This window comes from Bacillus sp. FF-1, assembly GCF_028548245.1.
In the GTDB taxonomy this organism is placed as follows: Bacteria; Bacillota; Bacilli; order Bacillales; family Bacillaceae_G; genus Bacillus_A; species Bacillus_A paranthracis.
In genome coordinates, this window is the sequence record NZ_JAQQGG010000007.1 from 169,755 (window position 1) to 186,804 (window position 17,050).

Here is a 17,050-nt window from a genome sequence, read left to right on the forward strand (position 1 = left end):
ATTCGTTCTTTCTACACTTTTTCTTGATACAGAATTTTAAAGATTAATTATAAAGACTCTTTCTTAAATTTAGCTTAATAAAAAATTGAAAGAAATAAGATTTCCCTTATCTCTTTCAATTTTTTACTACATATACCTTTTTACTTGGCAATTCCAAACAATTTAGCTGACCACCATACACAGCCCCACCATCAATTCCAATAATTCGATTACTACCAAAATACACGCCACAATTCTCACTACCGTGAAGCGTTTTTGTTTCCGTATGGCCAAATACAACAACCTTTTCGCCACTATATCCATTATGAAACTCATTACGGATCCACATTAACGTATATGGTTCACATTCAGAAACTCGTTTCATAGGCTCAACACCAGCATGTACAAATATGTACTCTTCTGTTTCAATGTAATGATCTAATTCTTGAATAAACTTTACATGATCTTCTAAAACATGCGATTGTAAAATTGGTTTTTGGAAGTCTTCCTCATTAACTACAATATCTTCTTCTACAAATCCATAGCTATATAATGTCTTATCTCCACCATTCCTTTTTACCCAATGGTTCCATGAACGTTCCTCATCAGTCGTTAACGCCTTAATCATCATATCTTCATGATTTCCCTTTAGAACGAGGGCTCCATCTTCTTTTAACTCTTTTACCCTTTCAATTACTGCACGTGCATTTGGACCACGATCTACATAATCCCCTAATAAAATTAGTTGATCCTTTTTTGCATCGTATTGAGCTTCTTCTAATAACTGTTCGAACTTTTTTATTTCGCCATGAATATCACTAATAACAAGAATTCTTTTCATATTATCACCCCTCTTTCTAATTATAATTCAAAACGACAGAAACTTCAGAATTGTATTTTAAAACCGTATTTATTACAGATACAACGATTATCCTTACAACAATGTAAGTCTCTTGTCATTCAATTCGATAGTTGCAATTGCTATATTTCCTTATACTAAAAGTAAGAAATGAAACAAAAAACAAGGAGAGATGAGAAATGAAAAAAGTGATGGAAGTTTTAGTAGCAGTGGCAGAGGTTTTCGTAAATGGCAAACAAGTTGCAATGGAGTTAAACAAATAATGAAAAGGACAAGATTCATTCTAGACCCTTTACTCATATAAAAGAGATAAGACTTCTTCATTTTTTTGATCCCTTATCTCCTAAAGAAAGCCGTATCCTTTTTCGGATACGGCTTTCTCTTATTTTTGACTCGTACGAGCTGAAATGCTAATTGCTCTATCTGTCGCTTTGGCAGCTTCATCTAACGCTTCTTTACTATTCTTTCCGTCATACATTGCTTCTAATGCTTTTACAACTGCATCTCGTGATTCTGGGAATACACTAATTAAAGCACCTTGTGTTGCTGGAGATTGTTTCGTCGCTTGCAATTGATCTACTGTTACTTTTAACTGTGGATATTTTTCATATTGCTCTTTTACTAATGGTTCATTATATGCATCTGGATTAATAGAGAAATAACCTGTTGCAGTATGCCATTTTGCTTGTACGTCTGACTTCGTTAAATATTTCATAAAGTCCCAAGCACCTTGTTGTGTTTCTTCTGAAACCATATTCGTCATCCATAATGATGCTCCTCCAATAACAACACCATTTTGTTTCGAATCCTCTGGATATGGAATATATGACACGCCTATATTAAACTTAGATGCATCAATTAAGTCGCGAACACCAGCTGAAGAATCTAAATACATAGCAACTTGTCCAGACTGGAACGCGGCACGAATATCATCCCAACTTGCTCCATACTTTCCTAGTGCACCAGCTTTATTTAACTCATCTAGCATCCCAAATACTTTCTGTCCTTCTTTACCGTTAAATACAGCTTTCTTTGCAGCATCTTTACGACCATTTTCATTATCTACATATAAAGCGCCTTGTGTCGCTAACAATTCCTCAAAGAACCAACCATAATTCAGCATTGAAAATCCATATTGTTTTACATTTCCGCCTTCTTTAATCGTTAACTTTTTCGCTGCTTCTTGCAATTCCGCATATGTTTTTGGAGCTTTCTCTGGATCTAAGCCCGCCTTTGCGAAAGCATCTTTATTATAAATTAATACTGGTGTAGATGAATTAAATGGCATAGAATACATTTTTCCATCAACTGAATAATAATTTGTAATTGCTTTTTCCAACTTTGAAGTATCGTACTTATCTTTTTTTATCCAACTATCAATTGGCGTAATCTTTTTACTATCAATCATATATTTTGTTGTAATTTCACTCGACTGAACAAGAGCTGGCGCTTCTTTCGTAGCAGACATCGTTTTAAATTTCGTTAAAGACTCTTCATATGTCCCTTGGAACTCTGGCTTTATCTCGTATTTATTTTGTGACTTATTATAGTCCGCAACAAGCCCATCTAATACCCCTTGTGTTTTTCCACCCATCGCGTGCCAAAAACGAATTACAGTTTTATCACCATTTTTTTCAACTGGTGCTACTTTCGCCTGTGCTTCAGGTTTTCCTTCTGTTTTACTATTTGAACAAGCAGCACTAGATAATGCCATTGTTGCTACCATTAATAGAGCAGCACCTTTTTTAACTAGACTCATTTTAATCTCACCTTCTCTTAGTTATTTAATTGCACCTTTTGTTAATCCTTGTTGTAATTGCTTTTGTCCTAAAAATAATAGAATCAATGTTGGTATAACGATAACCGTAACGCCAGCCATTACGCTTCCCCAATCAGTTGCAACTTCTTGAGATTGAAGCTGCTTCACACCAATTTGAACTGTTCTTACCTTTTCATCAGTGGTCACTAAAAGTGGCCATAAGTACATATTCCATGTTGTTAAAAAACTATATACGCCAAGCGTAATAAAACTCGTTTTACAATACGGAATTACAACGCTGAACAAAAATCTTACATTTCCAATCCCTTCAATAAAAGCAGCTTCTTTCAGTTCATTCGGAAGTGTCATAAAATGTTGGCGTAACAAGAAAATACCGAAAGCTGTTGCAAAAAACGGCACTGTCATCCCAGCGAAACTATTGATCCAGCCAAAGTTTTGAATCGTTAAAAAGTTAGGTACCATCGTCGCTTCCCACGGAATAAGCATCGTTGAAATAAACAGGAAAAAAATAAGATTTCTTCCCTTAAACTGAAGAAAGACAAAAGCATACGCCGCTAAGCTTGACACGATAAGTTGTCCAATCATAACAACTGTCGATACAACTAAGCTGTTATATAAATATGTAAAAAGTGGTACTTTTTGAAAAATATTAATGAAATTATCAAAAGTAAATTGAGTTGGAAATATCCTTCTCATTTGAATATCGTCTGGTGTCATAAAGCTTATTAAAAACGCATACAGCACAGGAAAAAATACCATTACTGCACTAATTATGAGCAGCATGTATAGCAGGAAATTTTGTTTCCACTGTTTAACGATCATTTATAATGCACCTTTCTCTCAGCAAACTTAAATTGAAGTAATGTAGCAATGAAAATGAAAACAAATAGTACCATAGCTTGTGCACTTGCTGTCCCAAATTGATGATTCACAAATGCCTCTTTATAAATCGAATATACAATTAAATTTGTTGCATCATTTGGTCCACCGTGCGTTAAAATATCAATCTGTCCAAAGCTTTGGAACGCACTAATTAACGTTACTGTCACGATAAAGAATAAAGTTGGTGATAGCATCGGTAATGTAACACGACGAAGCTTATATAAATAGCTAGCACCATCTATAGATGCACTCTCATATAAAGACGTATCAATATTTTGTAAACCACCTAATATAACTAAAAATGCAAATCCTGTATTCACCCAAACCGTTGTAACTGATACAGAGAATAGTGCCCAGTCCGGACTCGTTAACCATGCAATTGCAGGAAGATTCATAGAAGCTAATATATTATTGAATAACCCGACACTTGGATGAAATAAAAATAACCAAATTACTGCACTAGCAGCTACTGATATTCCCATTGTCGAAGAAAACAGAACTCGAAATAACCCAATACCTCTTACCTTTCCGTTTGCAATCAATGCAAGAAATAAAGCGAGTATAATACTCGTAGGCACTGTATATACAACAAATAATAAAGTTGACTTTATGCTTTTGTAGAAAGCAGGATCAGAAAATAAGTATTGATAATTTTCTAAGCCAACGAAAAGATTAGCTTCTCCGTGTATATCTGTTAAATAAAAGCTATAGTAAATCGTCCTAAATAATGGATAAAAAAGAAAAATCGAGAACAATAAAATAGATGGCGCTAAAAATAATAATCCTATTCTTAAATCTTTCGTTCTACTCCATAAATTCTTCTTTTTTGCCACCTTTGCTTGGGCTGGTAACTTGCCTACTTCAATCATTATTTCGCCACCACTTTCAACTCTTCTTCAGCTACCACTTTTAATCGTTCATTCGTATTTTGATGAAAGAAGCATAACTTATCTTGTGAGAATAATAATTTTACTTTGTCACCTTTGTTCAGGATTAGCTGTCCAATGACTTTTGCACTCCAAGTTGTTCCATTTATTGCGAAGTTTAATATAGATTCGTTGCCTAATACTTCTACAGATTGTAGCGTAACTTCTTGTCCTTCCTCAGACAGGGCAATATGCTCAGGACGCATGCCTATGCGAATTATTCCTTCTGGTAATTGCTTTAACTGTCCAATAGATAACGGAATTTGCAATTGCCCTATATGTAATACACCTTTTTCTTTGTTTACTTCTCCATCATTTATATTCATCGAAGGAGACCCTATAAAACTTGCAACAAATTCATTTGCTGGTTCGTTATAGATGTCAAGCGGTGTTCCAACTTGCTGTATGCTTCCTTTATTTAAAACCATGATGCGATCTCCCATAGTCATCGCCTCTATTTGATCATGAGTAACGTAAATCATTGTAATTCCTAAACGCTGCTGAATTTCTCTAATTTCAATTCTCATTTGCGCACGTAATTTCGCGTCTAAATTCGAAAGTGGTTCATCCATTAAACAAATCGGTGCTTGGCTCACAATCGCTCTAGCAAGCGCAACACGCTGTCTTTGTCCACCTGATAATTGACCTGGTTTCATTTTCACATACTCTTTCAGCCCTACCATTTCAATAGCTTCCATTAATCTCTTTTGCCGCTCTTCTTTTTGTACTTTCCTTACCTTAAGTCCAAATAAAATATTTTCTTCTACAGATAAGTGTGGGTATAGTGCATAATTTTGAAATACCATTGATAGATTACGATCTTTCGGCTCTAAATCATTTGCAACACGTTCATTAATAATTAAATCCCCCGAAGAAATTTCTTCTAGGCCAGCGATCATTCGTAATAATGTGCTTTTCCCACATCCTGAAGGCCCAACTAAAACAAAAAACTCACCCTTTTTAATGTGAACCGATACCCCCTTAACCGCTGTCTCTTCTGCATTTTTATATACCTTTGAAACATTTTTCAATTCAATCACAAAGTTGCACTCCTTTTTTCTTCTTGTATCCATACTTCATAATGACTCGTTGAAATTGCACTTGCGCCTGCACGAATAGCAATTTCCGCATCTTCTCGTGTTTGAATCAGTCCGCCTGCAATGATAGGAAATTCTATTTCCTCTGCTAACTGCTTAATAATGGAAGGCATAATACCAGGCATAATCTCTACTGCATTCGGTTTAGTCGTTTTACAATTTTCAATTGATTTTGTAAGAGATAAAGTATCGACAATAAAAATACGTTGGATCGTTTTTAATCCAATTTTATTGGCATTTCGAATTGTCGATCCTTTTGTTGAAATAATACCTTGTGCTCCGATAACGTCTTGAATATACAAAAGTGCTTCCTCTGTATTCGTATTTAAACCTTGTATAAAATCACAATGAAGAAAGACATCATGTCCATGTTTCTGTAATTCATATACACGCTCTGGTAACTCCAGCATTGAACCCGTCATAAGAAAAACTGTTTTCGGTAATTTTTTGTATGTGTTGTATCCTTTCCAATCCTTTATCATCGCAATATAAGGTTCTTTAAACATTCATTCCACCTAGCTTTTCTGTTTTTATCCAAACTAAAAACACCTACTTACATAGAACACCTTTCTCCTTATTTGAACTCTAGGGAATAGAGCACACCTAAGAAAGTGGCACGTTATATGTAAGCGGGTGTTCTCAAATGTTCTCTACCCTAGTTATTTTGTTACCTTTACTATAGTATGCATTTATTAAGTCAGTTTTGATAGATTGTTAATTAGCTGTTAATCGAATGTTAATATTCACCATATTTTCTTAACATTAATCTAGATATACGAATAACCCCAAACAGCAAACAACTATCTTTAAAATTCAAGTAATATGCAAATTCATTCCATAGTTAATCAATTTTAGTTTTCTCGCAACTTCTTGTGAGGCATAATTATCCCAAGAAGTACTATAAAGTGAAATGCGGTTTTCTTCTTGTATTGATATCGCCCAGGCTGTAACAAAATCAGTACCATACCCATTCTCCGCTAAAGTTTCCACACTCGCCTCAGCAGCTACAGGTGTACTCCTAGCACTGCAACATATAGAAACTACCTTTTCATTTTTTACAATTGCAAAGTAAGGTTGCCTCCACTCCATCTGTTCTATTAGATTAGGAAAATTTTCTCGCAAAAGCTCTTTATTCTTCTCTGTTATCTGTATTGTTCTAGTTGGCTTATGTAAATTATTAGAGAACATGAAAGCAGGGCCCATCCAAATATTTTTTACTGTTCTTTCTTCATTTAATACATGGATAATCTTTGCTATCTCTATATGATTTGAAGGTTCTCGAATTAATTTCTCAATCTTACCTACCGTTTCATCATCCAGATCACAATGATATCTCGTTATACTCCCTTCACGAGTTCTGCCAAGAAAACAGCGTGGTGCTTTCGGATTTCCTTGTTCATTTACATATTTCATTTTTTCCTACTTGATTATGAACAAATAAAACCTCTACCTGAATTGCTATTAAATCAAGTTCTGAGAGCCTCATTTATATTCTCCTTAGTTACTCCATATACCATTCATAATCTATTTTTCATGCCCAAAACAAAAATCCCATTTACATACACATTACTGAATCCATCATACTCAATGACTTCTTCATTCTGTCTATCTAAATGGGATTATTTCATACTTGTTATTCTACCGGTTGCGGTTGTGGCTGTACTACTTCATTCGCTCCAGCTACCCTCAACATATTTGCAATATCTTTAAAACCTCTTTTTTCAGCATATTGCAGTGGCGTAATATTTTCCTTATTGGCCATATTTACATCTGCCCCGTGGTCAATAAGCATTTGAATTACTTTCTTGTGATTTTCACTACCATTTCCTAATACAATTGCTTCTACTAAAGCTGTTCCACCACGAGCATTTTTATAATTGACATCAATATCTGTATGCTCTAACAATTCTTTTACGACCTCTACATGGCCACGCTCAGATGCAGAAATAAGTGCTGTTCCACCTGACTTAGTCGTTTCTTTCGTATTAACTCCTGCATTAATTAATACTTTTACAATATCCGTATATCCTTCTCTACTCGCATAAAGAAGTGGATTACTTTGTTTCTCATCTTTAATTTCAATATTAGCACCTGCACCAATTAATGCTTTCACTGTCTCTACATGATTTTGGTACGTTGCTGCAAGGACAGGTGTTTCTCCGTTGTCACCTTCTACATTTATATTCGCTCCATCTTGAATCAACTTCATAGCTGTTTCTGTGTCTCCAAGAGTGGCAGAAAGTAGCAACTGTTTGTCCATTAAATTTATACTTTTTTCTTCTTTAGATTCTTCCTGTTCTTTATGCTTCTCTTGTTTCTTTTCGTTTTTCACATGAACCGGTTTCGATTCTGGCTCTTCTTGCTTATCGCAAGCCACTACCGTCATTAAAAGTCCTAATAACATACATAATAAAATTTTTTGTTTTCTCACAACTACAGCTCCTATGAAAGATAATGTTTTCTTAACCATTCCTCCATCACATACAATAACTCTTCTTGAGTACATTTATCCATAAGCACTTTATATTCCTTCTTTAATTGGATTATCTTAAACTTATATGATGTTTCTCAACCTATTGGAATGATACGCCTGATGGCCTCATCATTAGCATTATGAAGCAATTAGTTTAGCACGTTTTCACCGCATTTGTATACATTTCTAAAAAGTACATACATGGTTGCTTTAGGTCACTACATTCCATTGTAACCGTTCTTCTAAAAATTTTACACCTTTTCTATATTTGCACCTGAATAATACTAGAAAAAGACAACTATGCAGTTGTCTTTTTCTAGTATTAATGATGCCCACCGTGATTTCCCTTTTTCGTGTTCCCCATCATTTCTTTATTCATTTCCCATTTATGCTCTGCTAGCTCTTTATACGAGAGAACTTTCCCCTTATAGTTAGATACAAAGCTCTTTGCATCTTTTTTGTTTTTAAATGAAATGACATTATAAGCCATTGGTGTTGTAATTGTTTTATCATATACATAAGTAGCGTCTTCTAACGAAACCCAATCTTTCGAATCATAATCTCGAACAAATTTTTCTTTCGTCTTTTCACCTGGATTAATCTCCATCCATTTATACATACAACCGATATCATCAAACTTTAATGCTTTTCCATTTTCTAAAATGATTTCTGTTGCAAATTGATTATCCATTACCCCAATTTGGCAAATATCACACTTATCATGCTTCTCATCAATTGCCACAGCCTCTGCTTGTTTCTTACCACATCCTACAATTGTAAAGACAAAGAATAAGCATATAGCAAGCATCACATACTTTGTTCTCATTGTATTTCCTCCCTAACCGTATCTTCTACAAGGAGCATATCAAAAACTTGTGTGCGATTTGTGAAAAAATGATGTGTCTTTTGTAATATATGGAACAAAAAAGATGTGTAGTCCTCTCTACACACCTCTCATCATTCACAACCTGTAATTACTAAATCATCTTCTATTTTAATTAATAATGTATCTGTATGAATTTGCTGCCCAACAACTACATTTACTAATCTTATATTTCCACTGATGCCGACTGCAACCTTTTCAAGTTCACCGTTATTTTTTCGGATCATCATTAATTTTTCCCACTCATATACGTAAGAAGATTCATTAACAAAAATCTCTTCTACTTTTCCTTCATAAGAACTACAAATCTCTTCCATTCTTGTTTTCATATAAAATCTACTCCCTATTTCACACTTCAATATTGTCATCTTATTCTACCATTCTTATGGAGAGCAGCTTACTTTTTAAAAATTCAAATTAACTCCCGTGAACAAAATGACCAAAATAAAAATTATGCTTCTAATGATGTTATTTTTCAAATTATTTACCATTCAAATAGATGCTTTTATGATAAACAAAAAACCTTTTTCTGAATTTTTATTTTATTTTGAAAGCGCAATCATTTTTGAGGGGGAGATTACATGTTAGCACTACTTGGATTTGCAATGGTATTTGTCTTTATGTTTTTAATTATGACAAAACGTATGTCAGCACTAGTAGCATTAATATTAATTCCAATTACGTTCGCATTAATTGGAGGATTTTATGCAAACATGGGACCTATGATGTTAGAGGGCATTCAAAAACTAGCACCTACTGGTATTATGCTTATGTTTGCTATTTTATATTTTGGAATTATGATTGATAGCGGTTTATTTGATCCTGTCATTAGTAGGATTTTGAAATTTGTAAAAGGAGATCCTTTAAAAATTGTTGTTGGTACAGCGATTCTTACAATTATCGTTTCATTAGATGGGGATGGAACGACAACGTATATGATTACTGTTTCCGCAATGTACCCACTATATAAACGCCTTGGAATGAATCCACTTATATTAGCTGGGGTTGTTATGTTAGGTGCAGGCGTGACAAATCTTACACCGTGGGGTGGACCGACAGCTCGTGTTATGAGTGCACTTGGACTAGACGCATCAGAGCTCTTTACACCACTTATACCAGGAATGATTGCTGGTGCACTTTGGGTAGTTTTCGTTGCTTACTATCTTGGAAAAAAAGAAAGAAAACGTTTAGGAATTATGGATATACAATATTTAAAACAAATGCAAACAACAGATGAGCAAGCTGCAACAGTAGAAGCTGCTGTTCATAAGCGCCCTAAACTTCTATGGATTAACTTTTTATTAACTGCTACCTTACTTGTCTGTCTTATACTAGAAGTTATGCCATTACCTGTTTTATTTACAATCGCTTTCGCTATTGCTGTTATGATTAACTATCCGAACTTAGAGCAACAGAAAGAGCGTATTGCTTCTCACGCAGGAAACGTATTAGCAGTTGTTTCTCTCGTATTTGCCGCTGGGATTTTCACTGGAATTTTATCAGGAACAAAAATGGTAGATGCAATGGCTAAAAGTGTAGTAACTCTTATACCAGATGCTCTTGGCCCACAATTACCAATTATTACAGCACTTCTTAGTATGCCATTCACATTCTTCATGTCCAATGATGCATTTTACTTCGGTGTACTACCTATTTTAACGAAAGCTGCTGCTACCTATGGAATTAGTGCAGCTGAAATGGGACGCGCTTCCTTACTCGGGCAACCTGTTCACTTATTAAGCCCTCTTGTTGCATCCACTTATTTATTAGTTGGGATGGCAAAGGTTGATTTTGGTGAACATCAACGTTTTACTTTATTGTGGGCAGTTGGAACGACAATGGTCATGTTGATTACTGGAATTTTAATTGGGGTTATTCCAATATAAAATAAAAAAACAGTAGCGGACATATATCCTCTACTGTTTTTTATTATGAAGGAATAAGAAAATATCTTCTTTCTGGTCTCCCAACACTCCCATATATAAGCTCCGCATGAACTTTCTTTCCTGATATTAAATATTCTAAATAACGCCTCGCTGTCGATCTGCTTACTCCGACCATTGAGCTTAGCACTTCCGCAGTAATACCTTCTTCATTCACTGTTAACATATGCTTTTTTATTTTTGCTAAAGTTAAGGGGTCTATACCTTTCGGGGCATATTCTATTTCATTTCCCTTTACGCCTCTTTGAGACCATAGATGTTCTATTTGTTCGATAGATAATTGGTTATTTTTCTTTAACTGCACAAGCTTTTTTTGGTAATTTTCCAAACTTGCTTTAAATCGATCAAACATAAGTGGCTTTACGATATAATCTGTTACTCCACCTCGCAGGGCGTGCCTCACTACATCTGTTTCCGATGCAGCTGTAATCATAATAATATCTGTATCATGTAAATTATGTCTAATATATGTGACAAGTTCCGTTCCTTGCATATCAGGTAAGTACACGTCTAATAAAACGAGCTGTGGCTTCACAAGATCTAGCCATTCTTTCGCTTGTTCCCCAGTCGTCGCTGTTCCAATTACTTTAAATCCCTCAATCTTTTCAGTAAAACGACGATGAATGTCTGCAATTCGAATATCATCTTCTACAATCAATACTTCAATCTCCTCACCCATTACAATTCGCCTCTCTCTTTTGGTAATGCAATAATAAACAATGCACCACCTAAATCCCCTTTTTCGATTGCGATACTTCCATTTAAATCTTCTACTAACTCTTTCACCTTTGCTAATCCATATCCTCGCTTCTCGCCTTCTTTCGTCGAGAAGCCTTTATAGAATATGCTAGTAATGACCTCATCATGAATCCCTTGTCCTGAGTCTTCCACTTCAATGACTATTTCTTCTCCGATATCAGTTACAAACATTCTTACTTTCTTATCATGTTCTTCATTTCTTTCAATCGCTTCAAATGCATTCGTAATTAAATTTCCTAAAATAGAAACGACATAATTACTCTCAATATGCGGGCTTAATTTGTCTAAGCTACTCTCTCTATCTAGCATAAAATCAATCTTCAACTCTCTTGCTCTATTATAGAATCCAATTAAAATCCCACCTAACCATGGATTTTGAATTCGTTTCATAATAAATTGAACAAAATCTTGATATACCGCTGTTTCCTTATGAATAAGCTCCAAAGCATCTTCATATAATTCTAGCTGGATAAGACCTGAAAGCGTATACAACAAATTGTTATATTCATGCGTTTGCGCTCGTAATGCCTCTGTATATTGCTTCGTCTGAGATAATTCTGCTGTTAACTGATCCATTTCAGATTTCAAACGTAAGCTCGATACAACGCCAGTTACTTTATTCTTTACTTTAATGGGTAGACGGTTCGCAATAACAGCCTGCCCTTTTATATTTAATTGGCGGTCAAACTGTTCTTCACCAGTTTGAAGTACATCTAATATCGTTGAATTAGGAATTATATCTAAAATAAATTCTCCAATAATATTTCGTTGTTCATCTAGCGAAAGAATATCATAGGCTGCTTGATTAACTAAACTAATTATGCCATGTTGATCAATGACAATAATCCCCTCACGTACAGATTGAATCACTGTACTATGCTCTTCATATAAAGATGAAATTTCTTCTGGCTCCATCCCAAACATCATTCTTTTTATACTGCCAGCTAAATATATAGAGCCTATTACTCCAATTAATAGACCTATTATTGTAATCCAAAACACACGCTTTCCATACACTTCTACCGCTCCATGAATATCATCCATTGAAAATCCAACAGATACCACACCAATGATTTCATTTTCCTGATTATGGATTGGAACTTTTCCGCGTAATGAAGGGCCTAATGATCCAGTTGCTTTCGAAACGTAAGATTTCCCTTCTAATAAAACTCCTTTGTTATCTCCACCAACCATTGCTTCTCCTATTTTATCTTTCCTAGGATGTGCATAACGAATCCCTTCTTTATTTCCAACTACAATAAAATCAGCATCTGTATCAATTCGAATTTTTTCCGCAATCGGTTGAATAATAGAAGCTGGATTTTCTGTTTGAAAAGCTTCCTTGATTTCTGGTATAGCAGCAACTGTTTTCGCAACATGCAAAGCTCTTTTGCCAATTTGCTCTTCTACCGTTTCAGATAATATGTAATAAAATAAATAACTCGTTAGCATAAGTACAACAAGAATAAGTGTACTAATAGTTAATGTGATTCTCGGTTGGAGTTTTAATTTTTTAAATTTCAAAACCATTCCCCTAACATGATTAAAGATAGAATTTAAAGAATATACAGTCTCTTTAATTATACTTAATCATAACACGGTTACTCTATATTTCTTTCTTTTTCTCTTCATAAAAAAGAAACGAAGTAAAATTATTACCTCGTTTCTTAACAATCATTATTACACTTTAAACTTACCAATCATCTCCTGTAATTCTTCTGCCATTTGTGATAAATGAACTGCTGCTGCATTGATTTCATCTACTGAAGCTAATTGTTCTTCTGAAGAACCAGCAATATTTTGAACGCTTGCTGCATTTTCTTCAATCGTAGCTGCAATTTCATTAATTGATGCACTAACTTGTTTTGCATCTACTGTCATTTGCTTCGCTACTTCTACCATGTTATCAATTTGTACAACTGTATCATCCGTAGATTTCAGTATTTCAGCAAAGCTTTGCTTCGTTTCATTTGCAACTACAAGCCCTGATTGTACTTCTGTCCCAACTAGCTTCATAGAACTTACCGTTTCCTTGATATCAAATTGGATTTCTTTCACTAGTTTTCCAATTTCCGTAGAAGACTGTCCTGATTGCTCAGCTAATTTTCGTACTTCATCTGCTACAATTGCAAATCCTCTTCCTTGCTCTCCAGCTCTTGCAGCCTCAATTGCCGCATTTAACGCTAATAAATTGGTCTGCTCTGCAATATGTTGAATCACCTCAAGAATTGCTCCAATTTGTTTTGATTTATCATCTAACAAAACAATAACTTTGTCTGATTGTGAAACAGACTCATGGATTAATTGCATTTGATTCACAGTTTGTTCAACTAACTTCCCACCATCTTCAGCCTTTTTCTTCGTATACATCGATGCTGTGGATACTAATGAAGAACTGTCTGCAACACGCTGAATTCCTTCTGTAACTTCTTCCAATAAAGTTGCGCCTTCTTCAACTTCTTTCGTTTGTATTTCAGCCCCGCTCGACACTTGCTCTATTGCTTGTGTAATTTGTTCCGTCGCTTCACTTGTCTGCTTCATACTAGCTGTTAATTCTTCTGAAGATGCCGCCACGTGACTTGCTGAAGTATTTATATTAGAAATGACATGATGTAATGATGCCGCCATCTCATTAAAACTTTCTCCTAGCTGTCCAATTTCATCTTTAGAATGAACTGTAATTGTTTCTGTTAAATCGCCTTCACTAATCTTTTTCGATGATATGACAAGTTGTTTTAACGGACTAATAATAGAAGCAATTATGAAGTAAATTAAAATCCCACCAATTATTAATGAAATACCAATAACAGTTAGCGTTTTATAGAAAATAGGATTAGCTGCTTCAATAATTTCTTTTGAAGGCATAATTCCTGCTATTTTCCATCCCGTCTGCTTATTTGTTATAAAGGTAATATTGCGATCATCACCATCGAGTTTGAATTTAAATTCACCTGTTTCCTGTTTGTACAATTCCTTCTCAAGTTTTTCTTCTATTTTGTCACCTGGTTTCATCGTCGGATGTGCTATTACATGTTTAGATTGGTCGAAGATTGCTACATATCCTTTTTTGCCGATATTGACCATTTTTGAAGTATTTACAATATCATTAATAATTAAATCAATACCGAGAACACCGCTCTTATCCTCATTTTGTTTTGCTATTGTAATAACAATATTCCCTGTTGTACTTGACTTATATGGGGCTGTGATAACCACTTCTCCGCTTTTTTTCGCTGCTTCTTTATACCAATCTCTTTCGGTAGGATTATACCCATCTGGCATTTGAATAGACGGTGATTGAATAAATTGTCCCGTACTAGCCCCCGTATAAATTGCTTCTATTTCTGGATGTAATTTATTATATTCTTCTAATTTATTTTGCACATTTTGAAGCTGATCAGTTCCGTAACTTACTCCGTTAAATAACTTTGTAAAATATACTGCGTCTACCTTTTTACTGTCTATCTCTTTATTAATAACATTATTTAAAATCTTTACGTTATCTTCCGCTGATTGTAAAATTGTTTCATTAAAATTTGTCTTTGCTTGCTGATAAGACGTCCAACCAATTACAATACTTGGAAGAATTAAAACAATAACAAATGACACAAGTAACTTTGCTTTTAAACTACTTCTTCTTAATTTCCCTTGAAACATATCTCTACCCCTCCATACCGTTTTAAATGTAATTGTTTTACATTTAATTTCTTTATATAAATTATACGATTAAAACGTATCAACTCTTTATCTCTTTTTCTATTAAAGAATTAATACATACCTTTTTCATTCTATATAAATTAAATAATTAAAACAATATATTAAAATGTAAATTATTCGAACAATTCACAGAAGAACCTCTAGTATCTCACTTACTAGAGGTTCCACCCACTATACTATTCTTTATCTTTTTCTACTTCTTTTTTCTCATCTTCTACTACTGATACAACCGGTTTATCGTTTGATAATTGTTGTACTGCTCCTTTTCCAGCAAATCCTTCTAATAACTCTTTTAAATCAATGCCAGAAGAAGCTTTTAATGTTTCTTGCATCGTTGCCATTAAATCAGTCGCATAACCTGCAACTTTTCCGGCGCCGCTATTTTTACCACCGCCGCCTGTATCGACAACTGTAATTTTATCAATGTTACTAAGTGGGCTTGCAACTTCCTTCGCATAACTTGGAAGCATTTTAAGTACCATATCCATAATTGCCGCTTGGCCATATAACTCAAATGCCTCTGCAATTTTTTGTTTCGCTTCTGCTTCTGCTAAACCTTTTAACCTAATAACATCGGCTTCCGCCGTACCTTGTGCTTTTTGTACTTCCGCTTTCGCTTGACCTTGCGCTTTTTCGATTTCCGCCTTCGCTAAACCTTCCACACGTACTTCTTCCGCACGTGCTCTCGCTTCAGCTTCAATCTTATATTGATCCGCATCTGCCTTTTTCATTTGTTTTACTTTTTCTGCTTCCGCTGATTGCTCAACAGCATAGCGATCTGCATCTGCTTTTTTCTTTACTTCTGCATCGTATTGCTTTTCACGACGCGCAATCTCTTTTTCTTCTAATTCAATTTGTTTCTCACGCTCAATGATTTTAACGCGCATTTGCTCTTCTGTAACACCTTGTTGCGCTTTCGCTTGTTGTAATTCGTAAGAAAGATCCGCATCTGCACGAGCTTGTTCTTGCTCTCTCTTATAAGATTGTACTTTTAATTCTTTATGTTTTTCAGCTTCAGCGATTTGGGCATCACGTTGGTATTCAGCTTCTTTCGCTTCTTTCTCAGCACGAGCTTTTTCAATACGAGCTTCCTTTTCACGCTCTGCATTTGCAATTGTTGCATCACGCTTAACCGTCGCAATTTGTGGCTGACCAAGTGCATCTAAGTAACCGTTCTTATCCATGATTTCTTTAATTGTAAAGGAAACGATGCGAAGACCCATTTTCTTTAAATCTGTAGAAGCTACTTCATGCACTTTTTGAGCAAATTGCTCTCTATTACTATACGCATCTTCTACTGTCATAGAAGATAAAATCGCACGTAAATGACCTTCTAAAACTTCTTTCGCTTCTACTTTTAACTCTTCTGTTTCTTTTCCTAAATATTGCTCAGCTGCTGTCGATACTTCTTCAATTGTAGAACCTACTTTAATAATAGAAACACCATTTACTGTAACTGGAACACCTTGCTTCGTATACGTATCGCGTGTGCCCACTTCTAACTTGTAGTTTAGTAAGCTTAAAGGTTCTGCTCTTTGCATGATTGGCACTACGAATGTACCGCCACCGCGAATAATCTTAATCTTCTTTCCATCATCAGTGGTCACTACATTTTTCCCACCACCAAGCCAGTTCCCTGTAACAATTAACGCTTCATCTGGTCCAACTGTTCGATACTTCGTAATGAATACTAAAATGAGTAGAATTAAAATTGCGAGTAAAACTCCACCAATAATTAATGGAATCGTCATG

Annotated in this window: 14 protein-coding genes and 2 pseudogenes; 1 reads left to right on the plus strand and 15 read right to left on the minus strand. The window is 34.9% G+C overall.

Features of this window, described 5'->3' with window-relative positions:
* Nucleotides 1-115 precede the first annotated feature (115 nt).
* From PQF83_RS21695 to PQF83_RS21740, 10 genes and pseudogenes are all read right to left on the minus strand, one after another.
* Nucleotides 116-820: a metallophosphoesterase family protein gene (locus tag PQF83_RS21695; RefSeq protein WP_000821992.1), complete on the minus strand. Its 705-nt coding sequence runs from the start codon at nt 818-820 to the stop codon at nt 116-118.
* Nucleotides 821-1,220: 400 nt separating this feature from the next.
* Nucleotides 1,221-2,597 (minus strand): ABC transporter substrate-binding protein, encoded by a 1,377-nt coding sequence (locus tag PQF83_RS21700; protein WP_000060603.1) that lies wholly within the window; start codon nt 2,595-2,597, stop codon nt 1,221-1,223.
* Between the two features lie 21 nt (nt 2,598-2,618).
* The gene (locus PQF83_RS21705) at nt 2,619-3,440 is read right to left on the minus strand and encodes a carbohydrate ABC transporter permease (RefSeq protein WP_000635931.1); all 822 of its coding nucleotides are present in this window, start codon (nt 3,438-3,440) and stop codon (nt 2,619-2,621) included.
* The gene (locus PQF83_RS21710) at nt 3,437-4,369 is read right to left on the minus strand and encodes a carbohydrate ABC transporter permease (RefSeq protein ID WP_000573563.1); all 933 of its coding nucleotides are present in this window, start codon (nt 4,367-4,369) and stop codon (nt 3,437-3,439) included. The genes PQF83_RS21705 and PQF83_RS21710 overlap by 4 nt, the downstream gene beginning before the upstream one ends.
* Nucleotides 4,369-5,466 carry an ABC transporter ATP-binding protein gene (locus PQF83_RS21715; protein WP_000571386.1) on the minus strand — a complete coding sequence of 366 codons (1,098 nt, stop codon included), beginning with the start codon at nt 5,464-5,466 and terminating at the stop codon, nt 4,369-4,371. The genes PQF83_RS21710 and PQF83_RS21715 overlap by 1 nt, the downstream gene beginning before the upstream one ends.
* A complete protein-coding gene (locus PQF83_RS21720; RefSeq protein WP_000472009.1) occupies nt 5,463-6,029 on the minus strand; it encodes a glycerol-3-phosphate responsive antiterminator in 567 nt (188 codons plus the stop codon). Before PQF83_RS21720 ends, PQF83_RS21715 begins: the two co-directional genes overlap by 4 nt.
* Nucleotides 6,030-6,336: 307 nt before the next feature.
* Nucleotides 6,337-7,009, minus strand: a pseudogene (locus PQF83_RS21725) (GNAT family N-acetyltransferase).
* A 147-nt stretch (nt 7,010-7,156) separates the two neighbouring features.
* The gene (locus PQF83_RS21730) at nt 7,157-8,029 is read right to left on the minus strand and encodes an ankyrin repeat domain-containing protein (protein ID WP_002163759.1); all 873 of its coding nucleotides are present in this window, start codon (nt 8,027-8,029) and stop codon (nt 7,157-7,159) included.
* A gap of 289 nt (nt 8,030-8,318) precedes the next feature.
* Nucleotides 8,319-8,822, minus strand: coding sequence for a nitrous oxide reductase accessory protein NosL (locus tag PQF83_RS21735; RefSeq protein ID WP_001259405.1), 504 nt, complete (start codon nt 8,820-8,822; stop codon nt 8,319-8,321).
* A gap of 131 nt (nt 8,823-8,953) precedes the next feature.
* Nucleotides 8,954-9,208 carry a hypothetical protein gene (locus tag PQF83_RS21740; protein ID WP_000857644.1) on the minus strand — a complete coding sequence of 85 codons (255 nt, stop codon included), beginning with the start codon at nt 9,206-9,208 and terminating at the stop codon, nt 8,954-8,956.
* Nucleotides 9,209-9,460: 252 nt separating this feature from the next.
* On the opposite strand from PQF83_RS21740, the gene PQF83_RS21745 reads away from it, so the two are divergent.
* Nucleotides 9,461-10,765, plus strand: a complete 1,305-nt coding sequence (locus PQF83_RS21745) for a CitMHS family transporter (protein WP_000880454.1) — start codon at nt 9,461-9,463, stop codon at nt 10,763-10,765.
* A gap of 43 nt (nt 10,766-10,808) precedes the next feature.
* Here the strand turns inward: PQF83_RS21745 and PQF83_RS21750 are convergent, their stop codons facing one another.
* The 5 genes and pseudogenes from PQF83_RS21750 to PQF83_RS21765 form a co-directional block, all read right to left on the minus strand.
* Nucleotides 10,809-11,501 carry a response regulator gene (locus tag PQF83_RS21750; RefSeq protein WP_000503450.1) on the minus strand — a complete coding sequence of 231 codons (693 nt, stop codon included), beginning with the start codon at nt 11,499-11,501 and terminating at the stop codon, nt 10,809-10,811.
* Nucleotides 11,501-13,111: an ATP-binding protein gene (locus PQF83_RS21755; RefSeq protein ID WP_073536204.1), complete on the minus strand. Its 1,611-nt coding sequence runs from the start codon at nt 13,109-13,111 to the stop codon at nt 11,501-11,503. Before PQF83_RS21755 ends, PQF83_RS21750 begins: the two co-directional genes overlap by 1 nt.
* 150 nt (nt 13,112-13,261) lie before the next feature.
* Nucleotides 13,262-14,209 (minus strand): methyl-accepting chemotaxis protein, encoded by a 948-nt coding sequence (locus tag PQF83_RS28610; RefSeq protein ID WP_370529990.1) that lies wholly within the window; start codon nt 14,207-14,209, stop codon nt 13,262-13,264.
* A pseudogene (locus PQF83_RS28615) lies at nt 14,204-15,238 on the minus strand (HAMP domain-containing protein); the annotation flags it as partial. The pseudogene PQF83_RS28615 and the gene PQF83_RS28610, both read right to left, overlap by 6 nt.
* Nucleotides 15,239-15,474: 236 nt before the next feature.
* Entirely contained in the window at nt 15,475-17,049 is a 1,575-nt protein-coding gene (locus PQF83_RS21765) for a flotillin family protein (protein WP_000155027.1), read from the minus strand.
* Nucleotide 17,050: the final 1 nt, after the last annotated feature.